Raw genomic sequence first — 21,067 nt, forward strand, 5'->3', positions numbered from 1 at the left:
TGGTGGTGCGGTCGGGAAGGAGCGGGTCAGGGGGCGGGCGCGCGGTCCGGCATGTCGAGTTCGGACAGGCGCATCAGGGCATCGGCGTCCGGTGAGGCGAGTTCGGACACCCGCATCGCCTGGCGTTCGGTCATCTCCTGGAACACCTGGCGCGCGGTACGGCCGTTGCCGAACCTGACGTTGCGCGGAATCGACGCGAAGTGCCCGGACAGCGCGCGCCTGGCGTCCTCGCTGAGCCGGTACGCATGGCGCTCGGCGTGGTGCTCCACGATGTGCACCAGCTCGTCGGACGTGTAGTCCTCGAACAGCAGCGTGCGCGAGAAGCGGGAGGACAGGCCGGGGTTGGAGCCGATGAAGCGGTCCATGTCGTCCGGGTAGCCGGCCGCGATGACCACCACCTCGTCGCGCTGGTCCTCCATCAGCTTGACCAGCGTCGCGATGGCCTCGGTGCCGAAGTCGTTGCCGGCCACGGCGGGCGCCAGCGAATATGCCTCGTCGATGAACAGCACGCCGCCGCGGGCCCGGTTGAACGCCTCGATGGTCTTCGGACCGGTGTGCCCGACGTACTCGCCGACCAGGGCGCTGCGGTCCACCTCCACCAGATGTCCGACGGCCAGCAGCCCGAGCGCCTTGAGGAGCCTGCCGTACAGCCGGGCGACGGTCGTCTTGCCGGTGCCGGGGTTGCCCGCGAACACCAGATGGCGGCTCAGCGGCGGCGCGGGCAGCCCGGCCTCGCGCCGCCTGCGGACCGTCTGCATCAGCTTGACCATGCCGCCGACATCGCTCTTGACCCGTTCCAGGCCCACCAGTTCGCCCAGCTCGGTCAGCAGGTCGTCCAGCGACTCCGGCTCCTCCTCCGGGGCGCCCTCATCGGCCAGCTCCCTGTCGGCGGACGCCTCGTCGCCGTCCGCTTCGCCCGTCGCGGCCGCCGGGGCGCCGACGGCACCGGGCCTGCCGGGCGCGCCCGGCCCGGCTCCGGCGGCGGCCGACGACGGCAGCACCGCCGTCTCCACGCGGTGGGCGGCGCAGTCCTCGAAGACCGGGGCCGCGGCCTCGGCGGTCCCCACGTCCTGCGCGCAGTCGAAGACCCGGCAGCCGCGGAAGAGCGGATCGGCCCGCTCGCCGATGTGCAGGGCGGGGAAGGTGCTGCCGCGGACGTCGCAGTATTCGAAGGTGCCGCCCGCGTCGTCGCCGACGAGGATGCCGTTCTTGCCCGTGGTGTCGATCCGTACGCCGCTGACCTGGCAGTCGGTGTCCTTCCACAGCACCAGCGCGGTGCCGCCCGCCCGGAACACGCCGCCGCCGTCCATCCGCAGCCGGGCGCCGGTGGCGACGGTCACCCCGGCGCTGCCGACGTCCGCGACGCGGGTGCCGGTCAGCCGGGCACGGGCGCCAGGACCCAGCTCGACGCCGCTCCTGCGCTGCCCGGTGACGGTGGTCTCGGACAGCTCCGACTCCTCGCCGGACAGCAGGCGTACGCCACTGTCACCGCCGTCCACGCGGCACCCCTTGAGTACCACCGCGCCGCCCATCGCCACCTGGACGCCGCACATCGCGGCGCCGCCGAACGTGGTGTCATCGGCCTGCGCGCGGGCCTCGTCCACCACGGCCAGCGCATGCTCGTCGGTGCCGGCCACCCGGCACCCGGTGAAGGTGCCCTGCGCACGCTCGCCGAGGTGCAGGGCGCTGAACCCGGAGCCCGACACCGAGCAGTCGGCCATCCGCAGTGCGCTGTCGCCCAGCGCCAGCGCGCCGTTGGCGGCGGGCGACACGATGCGGCAGTCGTGCGCGGTCAGCCGGGCCGCGCCGCTTGAGGCCAGCGCGCTGCCGCCGGCCGACACCACCCGGCAGCCCGTGAGACCGACCCGCGCTTCGTGCTCGGCCTGTACGCCGGTGGCCGCCGCGCCCTCGATCCGACAGTCGTCCAGGACGACCTGGGAGCCGTCCTGGGCCAGCAGCCCGTTGCGGCCCGGCCGGATCAGCCGCGCGTCGCGCACCGCGAGCCGGGATGCGCCGCGGGCCCGCAGCGCCGACCCCGAACTCGCGGTGATCCGCAGCCCGTCGGCCACCACCCGGGCGGTGCCCGACAGCACCACGCCGATGCCGTCGACGGCATCGATCGTGCCGTCCTCGATGCGGGCCCTGGCGTCGCCGCTGACGTGCAGCGCCGCGTGCCGCGCACCGTGCAGCCGGGTACGCCGCCACACCAGCACGCCGCCCGTGGTGGGATCCCGCAGGTCCTCCACCAGGTCGGCGGAGAGGTCGCCGCGCAGCGCGTCGAGCGCCCCGGCGTCCGCGTCCGCGGTGTCGGTGGCCGCCGCGCCCGAGCCGTCCTGGCCCGCCCCGTCCGGCCGGCCCAGCACCTCGACCCGGCCGTGGGTCAGCGCACAGTCCTCCAGGACCAGGCCCGCCGCGTCCTCGACGCGCACCAGCGCCTGGGCGGGATCGGCGCCGTGCAGCGTCAGTTGCCGCACCGCGCAGTCCGGCGCCGCGACGCTCAGCGCGGGCCCCTGCGACGGCCGGATGACGACGGTGCCAGGGCCCTGCTCGGGCACCAGCACCACCCGGCGCTCCAGCCGTACGTTCTCCGGGTATTCGCCCGGTGCGACGGTGACCGCGGCGCCCGCGGGGACGGCGGCGACCGCGTCGGAGATCGTCCGGTAGGTCCCCCGTCCCCGGGCGGCGACGCGGTACACGGCGGGGTTCGTCATCCTGTGCTCTCCTGCGGGGGGTGCGGGTCCTGCGGGTCCTGCTTCGCGGCGGCGTCCGGCTGCCGCCAGTCCGGCGGGTTGTCGGCGCGCAGCGTGGGCGTGATGATCAGGCCGCCGAGCATCTTGTCGGCGAACTTGCTGATGCCGCCCACCAGGAAGAGGTCGGTGAATCCCTGCCGGTGGTAGAACCGGCCCGCCATGCTGTGCTGGAGCGCGGTCTTCGCCGCGCCCATGCTGATGCCGCCCACCAGTCCCGACGCCATGCCGATGCCGCCCTCGGTGAGCGCGTCGGTGCCGGACAGGTGGACGACGTTGCCGTCTGCGTCGTACACGCCGAAGATGGCGGATCCCGCGGCTCCGGAGACGAAGCCGGAGACCAGACCCGAGGTGATGCCCACGCTGAAATCGTACGTGCCGGCCCGCCAGCGGGTGACCTTCTCGTTGCCCGCCCACTCCGACGCCCAGGTGTCGTCGCTGTGCGGCGGCCGGGCGAAGGGCCGGCCCGAATCGAGGTTGCCCACGCCGGTCTTGAGGGCGCCGCCGCGGCCCGCCATGCCGTGCAGCCCGGTCACCCCGATCTTGACCGTGGAGCCGACGGCGGCGCCGAACGCGGCCTTGGCGACATCGGTCCAGGTGAAGTCGCGGCCGGAGATCTCCGCGGCGATGGCGTTGACGATCAGGCCGACGACGAAGTCCAGGGTGAACTCCTGGGCGAACTCCACCAGCATCTGGGTGCCGGCCTTCTGCACGAACGGCGTGTACAGCGACTCACCCGCCGTGTGCCCGGACCACTGGGAGCGGTTCGGCTCGCGCAGCATCCGGCTGTTGCCGCGGAACTCCGTGAGCCAGCCGCGGAAGTCGTTCTCCCGGCCGACCAGCGTCATCCTGCCGAAGCTGTCGCGTTCCCACACGTAGCCGGACATGGTCCGCTCGGAGAGCAGCGTGTGGCCGTCGGCGCCGCCGAAGCGCCGCCACTGCTTGTTCCACTCGTCGGACTCCAGGAAGGTGCCGTCGTCCAGCCGCGTCCTGGTGCGGACGGCGCCGCCGGCCTCGAACTCCTTCCACTCGCCTGCGGTGTGCGTCCCGGTGGGGGTCTCCTGGTACTCGCGCACCCGTACCGGGGTGTCGCCGAGCAGGTCCTGGAAGGCGGAGCCGGACTTCGGGGCCGCGGGGATCTCCTGGATCACCTGGCCGTCGGCGCCGCCGACATGGTCGCTCCAGCGCGCGCCCGGCTGCCAGTCGCCGAGACGGTTGCCCGCCGCGTCGGTCCAGGTGCGCACCCGGTCGCCTGGGCCGCCGCCGAACTCCATGAGGTGGCCGTCCTTGTCGACCTTGTTCCAGTGCCAGGCGGTCGGCGCGCCGTCCTCGCCCGCCACCCGCCAGGCGTCGACGTGCGTGCCGTCGCCCAACAGGCGGTGGTCGCGGACCAGTTGGCCCGCCGCGTCGAAGTCCTGGTAGGACGCCGCGTCCCAGTAGCGTCCGGTGCCGCCGCCGGCCGACCGGACGCGTACCCCGCGCTCGCCGGTCGCCGCGTCCACCCACGCCACCTTCGCCGAACCGGCGGGTCCTTCCGCGGTGATGGTCCGGTCGAACGTGCCGTCGGCGCCGCTCGGCCAGCTGTCCTTGCGTCCGACGATCGAGCCCTGGTGGTCAAAGCGGGTCCAGTCGCCCCCGGTCCTGATGTCGGCCCGGCCGATCGCCGCGCCGGCGCCGTCCGTGGCCCCTTCGGGCCGCGGCGGGTGGCGGTACTCGACGACCGTGCCGTCCGCGAACCCCTCCCGGATGACGTGCCATTCCTGCCCGCCGGTGCCGGAGCCCGCGGGGTGCGGGGTGTACCAGTCGCCGCCGGGCGGGTCGACGGTGTGCCGGTCCTGCCAGCGCAGCTCGCCGTGCCCGGTGCCGGCCGGTGATTCCCGGAAGTCCCCGGGGCGGAACGTGCGGTGCCCCTGGAGCCCGCCCTCCCCTTCCGACCAGGGCAGGTAGCCGTCCTGCGCCCGTACGTTGGCGGGCAGCGGCACGTCGCCCACGGTCAGTGTCGCGCCGTGGGACAGCGGGCGGGTGCCGCGGACGATGCTGCCGTCCATGGCGATGTCCAGGGTCGAGGAGTCCCGCCCGACCAGCCGCACGCCGCTGCTCGTCGGCGCGGCGGCGCCGGCCGGGGTGTGCTTCCAGGTGTGCAGCTGGAAGCCGCTGTCGGACGTCAGCCAGTCGGCGTTGCCGAAGGTGTGCCCGTCGACCGTGGACAGCAGCCGCCGCGTCCAGACGGGCGGCCGCTGCTCGGTGACGCGGTGCGTCTCCAGGAACCCGCCGTCCTCGATGACCTTGCCCGAACCGTTCTCCTTGCCGTGCGCCGAGTACGACACCCAGTCGCGCTTGAGCGTCCCGTCGGCGTCCATCGCGAACTGGAGGTAGCGGCGGTTGTCGTCGGGCAGGTGGAAACGGCCGAACTTCTCGTGGACGAGATCCGTCGCGCCGGTACGGGGGTTGGTCATGGTGTCGGTCCAGCCGCGGCCGGGGCTCCAGCTGCGTGAACCCTGCGCCAGGTGCTGGTGGTCCGCGTCGTAGCGGTGCCAGGTGGTGGCGTCGCCGCCGAAGCCCTGGGTGAGCGGGCTGCGGTCCAGATCGGCCAGTACGTGGCCGCCGTCGGGGTTCTCCCGCCAGTGCCGCACCCGCACGCCGTCGGCCATGTCGAACCAGCTCCGGCCGCTCTCGCCGAAGTGCCGGCTGCCGTGGCGGCCCGCGGTGCCGTCGGGCAGCACCTCGTTCCAGTCGGTGCGCTGATGCGTGAAGCGCCCGAACGTGGCCGTGCCGGTGGGGCGGTGGGCGTCGAGGAAGCCGCCGCCCGGCAGCGGCCTGCGCTCGAAGACCTCGGCGCCGCTGTGGCTCAGGAGCTGCACCCGGCCGTTGCCCAGGCCCTTGTCGGCGATGGTGCCGGAGTCGAACCAGGAGGTGGTGGCGCCGGAAGCGCCGGCCGACGTGTCGCTGCGGGCCGGGGTGATCCGGTGCCAGGTCGCCTTGGCGGCGTCGTCGGCCGACGCGGCGGGGAAGTCCAGCTCGAAGGCGTGGCCCTGCTTCACCGTGCCGTTCTCGACGACGTTGATCCGCATCGAGTGCAGGCTGCCGTCGGCCCGGTAGGTGGTGAACTCGCCCTGGTGCAGCGGCCCGGAGCCGTCGACGCGGAAGCCGCCGTCGGCCTGCCGGGTGACGACGGTGCCGGCCTGGGACAGGTTCGCGTCCAGCAATCGGCCGGAGTTGTCCGGCAGGAAGCGGGTGCCCACCGCGTCGGAGAGCTGCACGGCGTCGTACAGCGGGTGGCCGTCGCCGCCGGACACGTGGAAGGTGGTGCCGTCGACGGTGACGTGGTGCGTCAGCCCGCCGTTCTCGTCGAAGAGCCGGAAGCCGCCGTCGGCGCCCTCGACGCGGAAGCCGCCGTCGGGGCGGAGGGTGGCCGTGAGGCCGTCGGCCCGCTGGAGGTCGGTGTCCAGGACGTCCAGGGCGCCGTGCTCGTACACCCGCAGGGACTGGCCGGCCGTGGTGGTGCCCGGTGCGTCCTGGAGGCGCGTGGCCCGGAATTCGAGCGTGCCCGAACCGTCGAAGACCCGCACCGTATGGGAGTCCGTCACGCGGAAGCCGTCGCCGTGCGCGGCCACTTCGGTACCCGGCACGGGGCGGCCGTCCGGCGCGTGCAGCGGCCCGGTGGGGGCGGGGGAGCCGGCCGGAGGCCCGTGGAGGAAGCCGACCGTCTCCGAGCCGTCGGCCAGCCGGAAGGCGTCGGCGGTGTGGCGGCCGGTGGCGTCGAAGACCTGGTGCCCTTCGGCCGTCTCGACGCGGAGGCCGTCGCCGTACGGGGAGACGGATGCGTCCGGCACCGGCGAACCGTCGGTCGAGACGACCCGCGCCCCGTCACCGAAGGTGCCGTCGGGCGCCGTGTGCACGAACCGGAACTGCGTCATGCCGTCAGGGCCGGTCAGCCGCAGGTCCCTCCCGATGGGCCCGCCGCCGGGGACGGTCTCCTGCGGCGGGTGCGGCGTCTCGTGCGTGGTGGGGGCGGGTGTGCTCTGGTGCGGCAGGTCCGGTGTCCGGTGGGGTGCGGGCACGCCGGCCTGCTCCAGCGACTGCATCTCGTACGAGGGGCCGCCGGCAGGCCGGGAGTGGTGCGAGGCGCCGCCGAGGAGGCGGGGGCGTTCCTTGAGTGAGGTGTTGAGGAGGTCGTCGAGTGTGGTGGCGACTTCGTCGGGGTTCATGCCGTGGGCGCGGAAGGCGTTCTTGGCGTCGTTGAGGTGGGCTGTGGCGTTGTCGAGGTCGGTGCGTGTCTGTTCGCCGATGGCGGGTCCGCGGGAGGAGCCGTCGATGCGGGTGCCTTCGGTGTCGAAGCGCAGTTGGGCGTGGTCGAGTTCGGCTTGTGCGTGTTGGATGTCGTTCCAGGCGTCCATGCGGGCGTGGACGATGGCGTCGGTGTCGCCGGGTTTGCGGAAGACGTCGGCTCTGGCGGCGGATTCCCTGGCCCAGATGGCGTCGAGTTCGGCTCCGGTGGGTCGGCTCCCGGTGCCGGGTGTGGGGGTGTCGGGCTTGCCCTTCCAGCTTTCCGGTGTGGGGAGGTTCGCGAACTCCTCGGCGTTGTGCAGGACATGGCCGCGCAGATCGGCGGCGATGTGGGTGAATCCGGTGCCGCTCCAGCTCTTTTCGAGCAGTTTTGTGCCGGCGGGGTCGGTGAATGCCAGGCCGACGGTGTTGCGTTCGGGCTGGTGGGTGACGGTGATGGTGAGGTCGTCGGCGTATCCGGGCTTGCTGACGGTGGTCGTGTGGACCAGCCCGTCCTGGCTGACCGCGGCATGCGCGGTGACGTTCTCGAAGCCGTTCCAGCGGCCCAGTGACTCCGGTGCGAAGGCCCGGCCGAAGTCGTCGAACGCGGTGCCCGACGGCAGACCCGGCCACTCCGCCTTGATCACGGAGGCGAAGTCGTCGGGGGAGATGGCCTCGGCGCGTACCGGAACGACCGTCAGGCCGCTCTCGATCCGGGGTTCGCCGGTGCGGACCAGCGTGGTGGGGGCGAGAGTGATCTCCCACTGGTCGGGGCTGCGCGGGGGCGGGTCGCCCGCGCCCACCTCGTAGTGCGGTGGGTAGGACATGGCCAGCTTGCCGTGGTCGGCGGGCACCTCGATCTCGAAGACGACGCGGTTGCTCAGCACGCCGTTCTTGGCCCACTCGGGCTGGAAGTCGAAGGTGTTGGACGTCGAGATCGGCAGCCGCTCGATGAAGACGTCGGCCTGCTGGCTCGCCGGGTCCATGGAGACGCCGCGGTAGACGGTGAGCTGCTTGTTCGGGCCCGAGAACTGCAGGTCCTGGGTGATGCGGTGGAAATTCTGGACCTTGGTGAGGAGGCTGCCGCCCTCCAGTGCACTGGGGTTGACGAATCCGCCGAAGCCGCGCTTGGAGGTGAAGGCACCCCCGATGACGTCCCGCATCAGGGCGGAGACCTCGGGCTTGGCGACCGCGTGGCCCAGATGGATGCGGGCCACATCGATGAGCGACCCCCAGTTCTCGGCGGCCTTTCCGCTGAGCCCGGCGGCGGGGGGCGGCGGTGTGGTGTGCGGGGCGGGGGCCGTCGGCGCGTCGTGGAAGGCGCCGGACCACGTGTAGTGCTGCGGGCCCGTCGGGGAGGCGATGGTGAGGGTGTCGCCGTCGATCTTGACGGGCCAGTGGTGGCCCGCCGAGTCCAGGGGGGCGGCGGTGGACTTGCCGAGCTTGGACTGGGTGCTGATCGTCGAGCCGTCGAAGGGGCCGCCGCGCAGGACGATGTCCTCGCCGGTGAGGCTGAGCCCGAGGCCGCGGGAGTAGTGCCAGCTGCGGACGGGGCTGCCGCCGGGGGCATCCAGCTGCTGGACGGTGAACTGCCGGTCGGCGGGCCCGCCGTGGACCACGAGGTGGTCCGCGGCGGCGGCGTCCAGGACCTGGGGGGCCTCGCCGCGCGGCGCGTGCACCACCGCACCGTCCAGACCCGGGATCTCCTTGTCGAACCGGCCGAGACTGCGCCCGGCACCTGCGCCGGAGGCGCCGCCGAGGAGGCGGGGGCGTTCCTTGAGTGAGGTGTTGAGGAGGTCGTCGAGTGTGGTGGCGACTTCGTCGGGGTTCATGCCGTGGGCGCGGAAGGCGTTCTTGGCGTCGTTGAGGTGGGCTGTGGCGTTGTCGAGGTCGGTGCGTGTCTGTTCGCCGATGGCGGGTCCGCGGGAGGAGCCGTCGATGCGGGTGCCTTCGGTGTCGAAGCGCAGTTGGGCGTGGTCGAGTTCGGCTTGTGCGTGTTGGATGTCGTTCCAGGCGTCCATGCGGGCGTGGACGATGGCGTCGGTGTCGCCGGGTTTGCGGAAGACGTCGGCTCTGGCGGCGGATTCCCTGGCCCAGATGGCGTCGAGTTCGGCTCCGGTGGGTCGGCTCCCGGTGCCGGGTGTGGGGGTGTCGGGCTTGCCCTTCCAGCTTTCCGGTGTGGGGAGGTTCGCGAACTCCTCGGCGTTGTGCAGGACGTTGCCCTGGAGGTCGGCGGCGATGTAGCGGAACCCGTCGCCGCTCCAGCTCTTGTCGAGCAGCTTGCTGCCACCTGCGTCGGTGAACGTCACCGCGACGGTGTTCTTCTCCGGCTGGTGGGTGACGGTGATGGTGAGGTCGTCGGCGTATCCGGGCTTGCTGACGGTGGTCGTGTGGACCAGCCCGTCCTGGCTGACCGCGGCATGAGCGGTGACGTTCTCGAAGCCGCCGCCCCAGCGGCCCAGTGACTCCGGTGCGAAGGCCCGGCCGAAGTCGTCGAACGCGGTGCCCGACGGCAGACCCGGCCACTTCTCGCCGATCACCGCGGCGAAGCGGTCGGGCGTGATCTGTTCGGCGCGTACCGGAACGACCGTCAGGCCGCCTTCGATGCGGGGTTCGCCGGTGCGGATCAGGGTGGTCGGGGGGAGAGTGACCTCCCACTGCCCGGGGCTCATGATGGGCGGGTCGCCCGCGCCCACCTCGTAGTGCGGCGGGTAGGACATGGCCAGCTTGCCGTGCTCGGCCGGAACATCGATCTCGAAGACGATGCGGTTGCTCAGCACGCCGTTCTTGGCCCACTCGGGCTGGAACTCGAAGGTGTTGGACGTCGAGATCGGCAGCCGCTCGATGAAGACGTCGGCCTGCTGGCTCGCCGGGTCCATGGAGACCCCGCGGTAGACGGTGACCCGCTCGTTGGGGCCCGAGAACAGCAGGTCCTGGGTCACCTGGTGGAACTTCTGCGTCTTGCCCACCAGATCGCTCTTCTCCAGCGCCATCGGGTCGACGAATCCGCCGAAGCCGCGCTTGGAGGTGAAGGAGCCCCCGATGACATCCCGCATCGTGGCGGCGATCTCGCTGTTCTTGACGGCCTGGTCCAGATGGATGCGGGCCAGGTCTACGTGCTTGCCCCAGTTCGCGGCGGCGTCCCCGCTGAGCCCGGCGGCGGGCGGCGGCGGTGTGGTGTGCGGGGCGGGGGCCGTCGGCGCGTCGTGGAAGGCGCCGGACCACGTGTAGTGCTGCGGGCCCGCGGGCGAGGCGACGATCACGTCGTCGCCGTCGATCCTGGCCGGCCAGCTGTGGCCGGTCGAGTCGAGCAGGGAGCCGGCGGACTTGCTCGTCTTGAGCGTCGAGCCGTCGAAGAGGCCGCCGTGCAGGACGAAGTCCTCGCCGGCCGGCCGCAGCCCGCCGAGCCTGACGTAGTGCCAGCTGCGGACCGGGTTGCCGTCCGGCGCATCCAGCTTCTCCACCGTGAACTTCGAGCCCTGGGGGGTGCCGTGCACCTTGAACAGGCTCGCGTCGGCGGCGTTCGTGACCTTCGGGGGATCGGTGCGCGACACCGTCAGCAGCACACCGCCCTGGCCCGGGAGTTCCGTGGTGACCGGGGGCCTGCCCCCGGTGCCGCCGGGCAGCCTCGGGCGGGCCTTCAGCGAGGCGTTGTCCAGCGCCTGGAGCTTCTGCCCGATGTCGTCGGGGTCCAGGCCGTGCGCGCGGAAGCCGTCCTTGGCGTCGGCCAGGCTCTGCTCGGCGGCCTTGAAGTCGTTCAGGGCCTGCTCGCCGACGGACGGGCCGGTGGACGGGCCGTCCACGCGGGCGCCCGCCAGGTCCAGTTCGTTCTGCGCCAGGTGGTAATCGATCCGGGCCTGCTGCACCCGCGTCCAGGCTTCCCGGCGTGCCTGGAACGCCGCGGGCGTGTCGCCCGGCTTGCGGAACACGTCGGCCTTGGCGAGCGCCTCCTCGCGCCACTGCGCGAAGTTGTCCAGCGTGTGGGCCGGCGCCTTGCCCTTGATGTCCCCGCCCGAACCGACGCCGGGGCCGTGCCCGTCGGCGCGCGGAGGAGCGTGCGGCACGGCGGGGGCCGGGGCGTGCGGGGCGCCCGGACGGATGCCGCCGCCGAGCGGGACGTCGGCCTGCGGGGCCCGTACCGGACCGTGCGGGGCGATGGCCCCGGCGCCCGGTGCCTCCACGCTGCCGACGGTGTGCGGCAGGGCCGGGGCCGTCGCACCGTCGAGCGAGGGTGTGCCGTGCCCCGGCACACCCGCTCCGGGCAGGTCCGGCAGCTTCGGCGTTTCCAGGGCGGACGAGCCGGCGCCGACGGCCGGTGCTTCAACGGGGCGGCCGGGCGCGCCCGTTGGCACGTCGAGTGCGCCGTGGCCGGGGGCCGGCGTGGGCACGGCACGCTCGCCGAGCCCGCTCAGCCCGGCCAGATCGGTGCCGCCGGCCGCGGGCTGCGGGACGTGCGGTGTGGTGCCGGCTCCGGGCAGGTCCACCCGGCCGCCGGTTCCGTTGACGGCGGGCGGCGGCGCGAGCCGGTCGCCGGTGGCCGGGGGGGTGATGCCGTGGGTGGCGGGCGGCGGGGCGACGCCGTGCTGGACGGCGGGGGGCGTGATGCCGGTGCTGACGGCCGGGGGCGTGATGCCGTCGGTTGCCGCGGCGGGCGGCGTGATGCCGTGGGTGCCGAAGGCCGGGGGTGTGATGCCGTGGGTGTCAAGGCCCGCGCCGAGGCCGCGGCCGGTGCCCGTGCCCACGTCGGCGATCCGGCCGGCGTCCGCGACCGCGCCGGTGAGGTCGACGCTGCCGAGGCCGTGCACCGGGCCCGGTGTCACCGAACCGTGGGCCGGCAGGTGCAGTTGGCCGGGTGCGGCCACGTCGGATGCGGCCGTGCCGGCGGCGGGCATCTCGATGCGGCCGACGGACGGGGTGGGCACGGACGTGTGCCCGCCGGTGGCCGGCAGGTCGATGCGGCTGACGGTGGGCGGCGGGGCGAGCGATCCGGTGTGCAGGTCGAGGGCGCCGGGTGCGGCGATGCCGTGGGCGGGCGCCTCGACGTGGCCGAGATCGACCAGTCCCGCGGCCGGCGCGTGCGGGACCGCGGTCGTCGGCGAGGGGACGTCCATCCGCATCGCCGGCACGTCCGCGATCCGCGCGCCGGAGCCGATGTTGCCCAGGTCGCCGAGGCCGTGCGTGCCGCCGAAGTGGCCGGCGGACACGGAGCCGAGGCCGTGCGTGCCGAGGCCGGTCACGCCGCCCGGTGCCACCGGCGCCGACACGCCGGACGGCAGCGAGCCGGTCAGCGAGCCGTGCAGGCCGGCCGGCGGCGAAAGGTGCGTGACCGGGCCCGCGGTCGGCAGCTGGCCGAGCCCCGTGGGGTGCCCGAGCGACGTCAGGCCACTGAGGGTGCCGTCCAGGCCGCCGATGTGCACCGCCGGCAGGTCGAGTCCGCCGGGGAGCCCGCCGCCCAGCCCGTGCAGGGACAGGTTGGCGGAGCCGAGGCCCGACAGCGAGCCGTCGAAGTGCATCGAGGGCGGGGTCATCGCGCCGTGCATCGACAGCGACGGCGTGAACGTGCCGGGCCCCGCGAAGCCGCCGGAGCGCACCATCGCCAGGTCCTTCACCGGGTCGATGTGCACCGAGGGCGGGCCGCCGCCGATGTCGGCGAGATGGTGGATCGGCCCGGCGCCGCCCAGCAGCCGCCCGCTCGCGTCGAGTGCTCCGTAGCGGAATTCGCCGAACACACCACGGTCGATGAAGCCGATTTTCAGGGCCTTGCCGATGCCCAGCGCCTGGATCTCGGCGGCGTCCACGGGAAGGACAAGACGCAGGGCCTTGAACCCGGACAGCCCGTTCCACACCCCCCGGCCCGCTGCGGCCAGGCCCGAGCCGATCCACTTGGCGCCGGTGCCGATGCCCTTGACCGCCCCGTACGCCAGCGCCCCCGCGAAGTGCAGGCCGGTCAGGCCCTGGGGGAGGAACATCGGGAGTGCCTTGAACGGCGCGACGATGTGGAACGTGCCGCCCATGCCGGTGAAGATCCGGCCGCCGAATCCCGGGATGTGGGAGAACGGGGTGTGCGTGAAGAGGCCGTTGAGGCCGCGGCTCCAACTCGCCGCGCCGCGCGCGAAGTCCGCCGTGCCGAAGAACAGGCGGATCGACAGGTTGAGCATGTTGCGCCCGGTGAAGACGTTCTTGAACGAGTCGAACGCGGTCTTGATGCCCGTGATGCCCTTGGAGGCCAGGCCGCGCAGCCCCTGGAAGACCTTCGCGAGCTGGATGCCCCGGGTGCTGGGGGCGATCATGCCGAGCCCGGACAGCAGCAGATCGAGCGCGCTGGCGTCGCCGTTGGCGAAGTCCACCGCGGTCTTGATGAAGATGGCGACGTTGAGGGCGATGGCGAACAGCGCGATCGGGCCGCCGAAGATGATGGCCGGGATGATCAGGATGATGGCCAGCCAGCTGAGCGCCTTCATGATCTCGTCGCAGGCGTCGACCGGCGAGGCGATCTTCTGGCCGGCCGCCCGCACCGTACTGGCCGCCGTCTTCGACGCGCTCCGCTGGATCTCCCCGGCGTCCTTGGCGGTCGACTTCAGCGATGCGCGGCCCTCTTCGTCGTCCTCGGCGAGGCCCTTGGCCTGCTGGAGCGCGGTGTCCGCCCGGCCCTGCTGCTCCTCCATGACCGCCTGGTAGGTGCGCAGCGCGCCCTGCACGTCCTGCTGGGCCTCGCGGAACGTCGAGACGAACTTGCGCAGATGACCGTCGATGACCTCGCGCAGGGCGTCGCCGGTCTTGCCGACGAAGGCGCCGCCCGAGGTGTTCTTGACCTCGGTGAGTCCGGAGTCGATGGTGTCGGCCAGCCGCACCAGTTCGTCCTGGGCCGCGATGACCTCCCGGATCCTGGCGGGGTCGCCCGGGGTGGGGTCCGCGTCGAGGTCCAGGGCGCTCCAATCCGCTTCGCGAGGCAACGCCGGCACCGGCCTTCCTTGGTCGACTGCCGGCACGGGCGGTGCGGCAGGGGGTGTACGGGGCGGGGGATGTACGGGGGAGGTGGTGAACAGGGGCCGTGGCGGGATCGTGCGAGGGTGCGGGTGTGCGTGGTAGGTACAGCTGGCTGTAGTTGAATACACGCGCCACAGAGCCGCGAGGTTCAAAGAGATCGACAAGAATTCCGAACAGGTGTGAACCATCCGGCCCGGCCGTGCGTGGACAGAGTGCAAGGTTTTGCCCCACGCCGCCCGGCCGCCGGCCCGAGAGGTGCCCATGCCCGACTTCTCCATCGACTACGAGTTGCTGAACCAGGTGCAGACGCGGATGCGCGAACTCGCCGACACCGCCGACTCCGGAGGTGCCAAGGGCGCGCTGAAGGAACTGTCCTCCTCCACCGACGACGCGAAGAGCGTGATGGGGTTCAGCGACCTCGGCAGTGCCATGTGGAGCTTCTCGCAACGGTCCAGCAGCCGGGCCAAGGACGCGAAGGACGGCCTCAACAAGCTCGCGGACATCTTCAAGTCGGTCTCCGACAACTACTTCCAGGTCGATGCCGGGATGGCGGACAGCGCCGGCGTGATGGGCACCAGCCTCGGCCTGGACAAGTGGAAGAGCGACAAGGCCAAGTGGGACGCCTGGGACCAGGACACGAAGGACTGGAACGCCTACCTGGACAAGATCGGCGCGTCCGGCTACTTCAAGGAACACCCGGACGCGGACATCAACGACGTCTGCTCGGCGGACGGCGCGCCCGGCTGGTGCGAGGCGTACAACAACGACAAGGACGTGCCCTCGCCGCCCGGCCCGCACCCGGAGGGCGACCGGCCCAGCGACACCCCGCCCACGGAGAAGACGATCGACTCGGACTCGGGCAGCACGCACGTCAAGGTGACACTCGACGACGACAACAACGTCATGACCGAGGAGAGCACCGTCACCATCGGCAAGGGCGCGGACGAGCAGAAGTACACGAGCAAGACGACGTACGACACCGCGCCGCGACCCATCACCCCCGAAGACGGCAAGCCGTTCGACGCCCGGGACTACACGACGGTGACGACCGGGCCCGACGGTGCGACGACCACCAGCCGCTACGTCATCGAGGACGACGGCACGGGAACGCAGACCGTCACCGACAGCGACGGCAAGGTGACGACGTACACGCGCTCCGCTCCCGATGCCGACTGGGACGAGAAGGACGACGACTGAGCCGCGTCCGTGCCGGACCCCGGCCGCCGCCCCACCCCCCTACCTGCACGATCCCCCCGCTCACCCGAAGGAGAACCCTTGCCCGCCAACATCAGCCTGGACTTCGCGGAGATCGACCGCGTCTCCAACGTCCTCAACAACAGTGCCGACAACACCCTTGTGCCCCGGATGACGGAGGCCAAGAACGAGGTCGACACGATGCTCAACTCCACGCTGAAGTTCAACAACTCCAGCCCCGCGCTCCAGCAGTCCTACGAGAAGCTGACGAAGTCGCTGACCGATGCGACGCAGAGCATCAAGGACTTCGCCGAGCAGTTCCAGAAGATCGTCCAGTCGATGAAGGACATGGACGACGAGATGGCGAACAAGATCCGCTCCAGCGGCTGACCCCCGCACCGCCACTCCCGCACGCACCGACGACCGCACCACCCGGAGGAACGATGGCGCAGGACGTACTTCTCGATTACGACGACATCAAGCGCGTCGCCACCACGATGGAAAACAAGTTCACCGACATCGCCAGCGAGCTGAAGCAGCTGGAGACCACGGTGAGCGCGCTGCTCAAGGACGGCCTGGTCTTCGAGCAGTCCAGCCCCGCCCTGGAGCAGGCTTACCAGGCGTTCAGCAAGCAGATGAACGAGTCGTCGGCGAACATCAAGGTGTTCGCCCAGTCCTTCACCGACATCGTCAAGACGATGACCGACTCGGACGGCCAGATCGCGGCGGGTGTCCGCAGCAGCTCCAACGGCTGAACCCCGGCGTACGGGAAGGGCCCGGCTCCCTCATGGGTGCCGGGCCCTTCCCTGTTCCGGGAATCCCCGGAACGCGTCCCGCTCAGCTCTCCAGGACCGTCAGCGGCACCTGCACCGGCACCGCCGTCCCCGCAGGGCCCGCCGTCCAGGCGCGGCCGACGGCCAGCCGGGTGCGGATGTGCTCGGCGTTGATGCGCGCACCGATGATGTCGCCGTCGCCGATCGCCCGCGCGCCGAGCAGCAGACCGCGCCGCGACCTGCGGACCATGCCGATCCACCCGATGGCGCTCATCCCCTCGGAAGGACCGCCGATCAGGATGCCCTGGTTGCGGTCCCGGCCCGACGAGGCGATCTGCCGCAGCACCTGGTCCGCGCCGCAGTTGGCGACCAGGTCACTGTCGTCGACCACGACGACCACCGGCCGGTCGCCGACCGCACGGAGCGCCTCGGTGACGGTGTCGGCCGACGGGTCGGAGTCGGTGATGACCTGGGCCAGGCCGTGGTCGGCGAGCTTGCGCAGCGGCGACTCGCGCGGCGCGAGCACCACCAGGGCGGTACCGCCCGTGATCAGCGAAACGGACATCGCGGCGAGCGCGGTGCTGCGACCCGAACCGGGCGGGCCGACGACCGCGAAGCTGCCGCCGCCGGAGAGGAAGTCGAAGCCCAGCGGCCGCACTTCGTCCCCGCCGATGCCGAGCAGCGCCCACATCGGCCGCCTGGACTCCTCGGGTACCCGTTCCATGGCCTCCTGGAAGCCGATCACCTTCGGCATCTCCACGACCCGGAACGGCCTGCGCTCCACCGGGAGATGGGCGTCCCGTTCGGTCGCCAGCCGGCCGATCTCCCGCAGCGCGTCGGCCTGGTCGACGCTCCCCTGGCCGCCGGCGCCGTCCGCCGCCCCGGTGGGCAGCAGCGCGATCTGTGTCTCGACGGACGCCGGGGTGTGCCAGCCACGGCCCGGCGGGATGTGGCTCGGCACCCGGTTCGGGGACATCCCCGCCAGGTAGTAGTCGCCCTTGTCGGACTGGCGCAGCAGCAGCCGGAAATCGTTGTGCGCGGAGAGCCGGCCGCCGAGCAGCCCGCGTTCGGACGAGGCCACGAGGTGGATGCCCGCCGCTGCGCCCTCCCGCAGCAGCCGGGTGATCTCGTCGAACAGCCGCCCACCGTCGTACTCGTCGAGCATCGACGCGATGCCGTCCCAGCCGTCGATCAGCAGCAGCACGTGGGCCGGGCGCTCGGCCGCAGGCAGCGCGGCCCGCAGCTCCGTCAGGCCCGCGCAGTCGTGCGCGGACATCTTCTCCTGACGCTCCGTCAGCTCCCGGGTGAGGCGGCCGATGAGGCGCGCCAGCCGCTCGATGTCGAAGCGGGAGACCACCGCGCCGCAGTGCGGCAGCGCCTCCAGGGACGACAGGCCGCCGCCCGCCGCGTCGATCGCGTACAGGTGCAGTTCGCTGCTGGGCAGGGTGCGGGCGGCCGAGCCCGCGAGGGTGCGCAGCACCTGGGTGCGTCCGGAGCGCGGGGCGCCGATGACGTACAGGTGGCCGAAGGTGGCGAAGTCGATGCTGCACACCCGGCGTTCCTGGAGGCTGGGCAGGTCGAGCAGCGCGTACGGGACGGCGGCGGGGCGGCCGGGCGGGGTGGGGACGGTGGCCGGCAGGTCGTCGAGGGTGACGGTGTCGGGCAGCGCGGGCAGCCAGGGGCTGGCCTGCTCGCTGTGGTCCTCCAGCGCAGCCGTGGCCTCCTTGATCGTCTCGACCAGCGCGAGCAGGTCGGTGACGGCCTCCTCGGCGGCCGGCTCCGGCTCGCCGTCCTCCTCGTCGAACAGGTCCACCGGCCGGCCCAGACGGTTCCAGGACAGTTCGACGCCGCGCACGGGGCGCGCCGCCGGGGTGACGGCACCCGGCCCCACCGGGGCGGTGCCGTCGTCCGTACCGTCCTGGGAGGCGCGGGCGGCGCCCACCCAGGCGGTCTGGAACGGTGTCGGCGCGTGTTCGCCGCGGCGTACCAGGGCGCGTCCGGGGGTCGCGGAGGAAATGCTCACCGCGTCACCGGAGTTGATGATGTCCTGGCTCTCGGTCTTGTCGGTGACCCGCAGCGCGATCCGCAGGTTGGTGTTGGCCTTGATGTCGGTGCTGACCGAGCCACCGGGCCGCTGGGTGGCGAGGATCAGGTGCAGGCCGAGCGAACGGCCGCGCTGCGCCAGGCTGATCAGCCCCGGCACGAAGTCGGGCACCTCGCGCACCAGCGTGGCGAACTCGTCGATGACGATCAGCAGTCGCGGCAGCGCGGGCAGTTCGCCGTTCCTGGCCCGCTTGGCGCGGTAGTCGGCGTGGTCCTTGGCCTCGACGTCCGCGAGCAGCTGCTCGCGGCGCCGCAGCTCCGCGTCCAGCGAGGCGAGCGCACGCTGCACGAGGTGGCCGTCGAGGTCGGTGACCATGCCCAGGGTGTGCGGCAGTTCGGCGCATTCGCGGAACGCGCTGCCGCCCTTGTAGTCGATCAGGACGAACGCCAGCTCGTCGGGCCGGTTGGCGGCGGCGAGCGAGGCGATCATCGTCTGGAGCAGTTCGGACTTGCCGGCGCCCGTGGTGCCTGCCACCAGCCCGTGCGGCCCGTCGCGCACCAGGTCGAGCCGCAGCGGGCCGTCGTACCCGGCACCCAGGACGAACGTCGTCGACGCCGGGCGCTTGGTCCAGGACCGCAGCAGCGCCTCGGCGTTGGGCGGCTCCTGACCGATCAGGCCGAGCAGCCGGACGCCGTCAGGCAGGCCCGAGTCGCCGTCCAGCGTGACGTCGCGCACCGGCGCCAGCGCCCGCGCCACCTCCTCGCACCAGGCGGGCTCCACGAGGTCCGCGCGCACGCCGCTGACCTTGGGCGAACCGGTGGTGTGCACCGCGAGCCGGCTGCCGGTCGCGGTGATGACGGAGGTGCACTCCTCGGGCAGCAGCCGCTCCTGCTCGTCGACGCAGAGGCTGTAGATGTGCACGGCCGGCCCGGCCCTGAGCACCTGCACCATGCCGGGCACGTCGCGCAGCCGGCGGGCGCCGTCCGCGATGACCAGCACGTCCGGCTCGTCCAGCAGGGTCCGGCCCAGCGCGGACGCGGCGGCCGCGGTGCGGGCCTGGATGTCGGAGACGAGTTCGTTGACGCGGTGCGCGGTGCTCTCCGGGTCGTTGCCGAGCGCCACGACGCTGGTCGCCCGGCCGGTGTTCAGATGCGGCAGCCAGCGCACCCACGCCCAGGACTCGGCGTTCTCGTCGCTGGTCAGGACCACGATGCGCAGGTCGCGCGGACTGTGCAGCACGGCGCTCTGGGCGACCGTCCAGGCCGCGACGGAACGGGTGGTGGCGCCGGGGCCGACCAGGCCGACGACGCCGAGGTCGGCCATCTCCAGGCCGTAGGGCACGTCGGCGAGCCGCCAGTGGACGGTGCGGTGGTTGTTCTCCCGCGCCTGGTCCTCGATGCGCCGCAGCGAGGGGCGGGTCAGCGTGCCCAGCCGGACCGTCAGCCGGTCGGGGTCGCGCCTGCGCCGCTCCCAGAGGGCGCCGGACGGGCCGGTGGCGGTCAGCAGCACCGTCGCCGGGTCGGGGAACGTCGTGTTCCGCAGCTCCCGTTCGTCGACGGCGGCCTCCCGCAGTTCGAGTTCGAGCGCGGCCCTGCGCAGCCGGTAGAGCCGCAGGGACTCCTCGTACTGCTTGCGGCCGGTGCGGCGGCCGATGATCCAGTTGCTGATCGCCATCATCGGGCTGAAGAAGATAAAGATCATGAAGTAGAAGGACCGGAACAGGCCCATCATGACCAGGCCCATCATCAGCGGCGCCAGCACGAACAGCAGCGGGAAGGCGCGCGGGCCAGGACGGGACGGCGGGCCCTGCATCCGCATCGTCTCGGCGTCCAGATGCGGGGCGATCCGCGGCGGCCTGTTGTACTCCACGGCCATCCCGTCGGCCGACGGATTGACCGCGGCGTCCGGCTGGAACGGCGTCGTCCGGCGCAGCAGATGCTCGCCCAGGGAGAGGTCGGCGAAGGCGGGCCACTCCTGGGAGCCGTCGTCAGGCGGCGGCCGGTAGCCCAGGGGCCGCTCGGGCTCGGTCGGCGGCAGGCCGTCGGGCCCCGCCGCCACGGAGTGCCCTCCGGTGCCGCCGTCCCGCAGCCCCGCGGGCTCCTCGGAGGTGAGCGGCGTGCCGGTCTCCGGATCCACCGGCGGCGGGGGAGTCAGGCTGCGCAGCCCGCAGTTGGCCTGGTCCGCGTCGTCGGGCAGCAGGTACGACACCGAGCCGTCCGGACCCACGGTGATCCACACGCCGCGCTCCGGTGCGCCGCCGCCGGTCAGCCGCAGGGCGCAGCCGCGCTCCGTCCCGATCTCGTGGCTGCCCGCGCCGAGCCGCCAGACCCGGCCGGCTCCGGGGCCGCCCACATGCCTGATCTCCACCAGGACGGGGTCGCCGGGCGCCGGATCCCAGGCCCGCGCCCGGCGTTCGGCGGCACAGGGCGCGCCCAGGCCGATGACCGCGCCGTCACGGATGCCCGAACTGCGCAGCGGCAGCCCGCCGTCCAGGGCACGGTCGCCGAGGAAGACCTGCGGGGGCGGGGCGGGGGAGTCGTCCGCGTACGGCTCCGGTGGCGGGGCGAGGGAGGCGGCGAGATCGGCGACGGTCGCCTGCTCGGGCACATCGAGCAGATGGTCCGTCAGGCGTCCGGCGTCGGAGGTGGTGAGGGTCAGTTTCACGGGAGATCCAACTGATCGGTGCCGTCAGGGGCGGGGGAGCGGTGCGAGGGCCCGGCCGTGGCGGCGGGCCCTCGCGGCGCGTCGGGAGCTTCAGGAACGGGCGGCGGGCAGCGGTCCTCCCGCGTCACCGCGGACGGTGGGCGCGGCGCTCTCGGGCCCGCCGTCCCCGGTGGCGGCCGGCTGTCCTGGGACGCCGTCGGGGGGCGCTTGCGCGCCGCCGGCACCGGGTGTGGCGGCGCCGTCCGCGGCACCCGAGGCGGCCGAAGCGGCGGGCCCGGCCGCCGTGCCGCCGGCGCGCGCCGATGCCACCGGGACCGACGGCTCGTCGGACGCGGCCGCCCGGCTCTGCCTGGGCAGACCCGGTGCCGTACGGCCCGGGGCGTGCTCCGTGG

General features: G+C 72.9%; 6 protein-coding genes and 1 pseudogene. 3 read left to right on the plus strand and 4 right to left on the minus strand.

Annotated elements, in window-relative coordinates; all coding sequences use genetic code 11:
- Positions 1 to 26: 26 nt before the first annotated feature.
- Positions 27 to 2,711 (minus strand): right-handed parallel beta-helix repeat-containing protein, encoded by a 2,685-nt coding sequence (locus LIU39_RS17120; RefSeq protein WP_227047588.1) that lies wholly within the window; start codon positions 2,709 to 2,711, stop codon positions 27 to 29.
- The gene (locus LIU39_RS17125; RefSeq protein WP_227047589.1) at positions 2,708 to 13,975 is read right to left on the minus strand and encodes a hypothetical protein; all 11,268 of its coding nucleotides are present in this window, start codon (positions 13,973 to 13,975) and stop codon (positions 2,708 to 2,710) included. Before LIU39_RS17125 ends, LIU39_RS17120 begins: the two co-directional genes overlap by 4 nt.
- Positions 13,976 to 14,261: 286 nt before the next feature.
- On the opposite strand from LIU39_RS17125, the gene LIU39_RS17130 reads away from it, so the two are divergent.
- The 3 genes from LIU39_RS17130 to LIU39_RS17140 all read left to right on the plus strand — a co-directional run bounded on the left by LIU39_RS17130 (position 14,262) and on the right by LIU39_RS17140 (position 15,949).
- Complete coding sequence (locus LIU39_RS17130; protein ID WP_227047590.1) at positions 14,262 to 15,197, plus strand: serine/arginine repetitive matrix protein 2; 936 nt, start codon at positions 14,262 to 14,264, stop codon at positions 15,195 to 15,197.
- A 78-nt stretch (positions 15,198 to 15,275) separates the two neighbouring features.
- Positions 15,276 to 15,584, plus strand: coding sequence for a hypothetical protein (locus LIU39_RS17135; RefSeq protein ID WP_227047591.1), 309 nt, complete (start codon positions 15,276 to 15,278; stop codon positions 15,582 to 15,584).
- A gap of 53 nt (positions 15,585 to 15,637) precedes the next feature.
- A complete protein-coding gene (locus tag LIU39_RS17140) occupies positions 15,638 to 15,949 on the plus strand; it encodes a hypothetical protein (RefSeq protein WP_227047592.1) in 312 nt (103 codons plus the stop codon).
- An 82-nt stretch (positions 15,950 to 16,031) separates the two neighbouring features.
- On the opposite strand, the gene LIU39_RS17145 is transcribed toward LIU39_RS17140, so the two are convergent.
- Both LIU39_RS17145 and LIU39_RS17150 read right to left on the minus strand, forming a co-directional pair.
- Entirely contained in the window at positions 16,032 to 20,675 is a 4,644-nt protein-coding gene (locus LIU39_RS17145) for an FtsK/SpoIIIE domain-containing protein (RefSeq protein ID WP_227047593.1), read from the minus strand.
- Between the two features lie 90 nt (positions 20,676 to 20,765).
- Positions 20,766 to 21,067: pseudogene (locus LIU39_RS17150) on the minus strand (hypothetical protein); the annotation flags it as partial.

The organism is Streptomyces pinistramenti (assembly GCF_020564935.1).
Classification (GTDB): Bacteria; Actinomycetota; Actinomycetes; order Streptomycetales; family Streptomycetaceae; genus Streptomyces; species Streptomyces pinistramenti.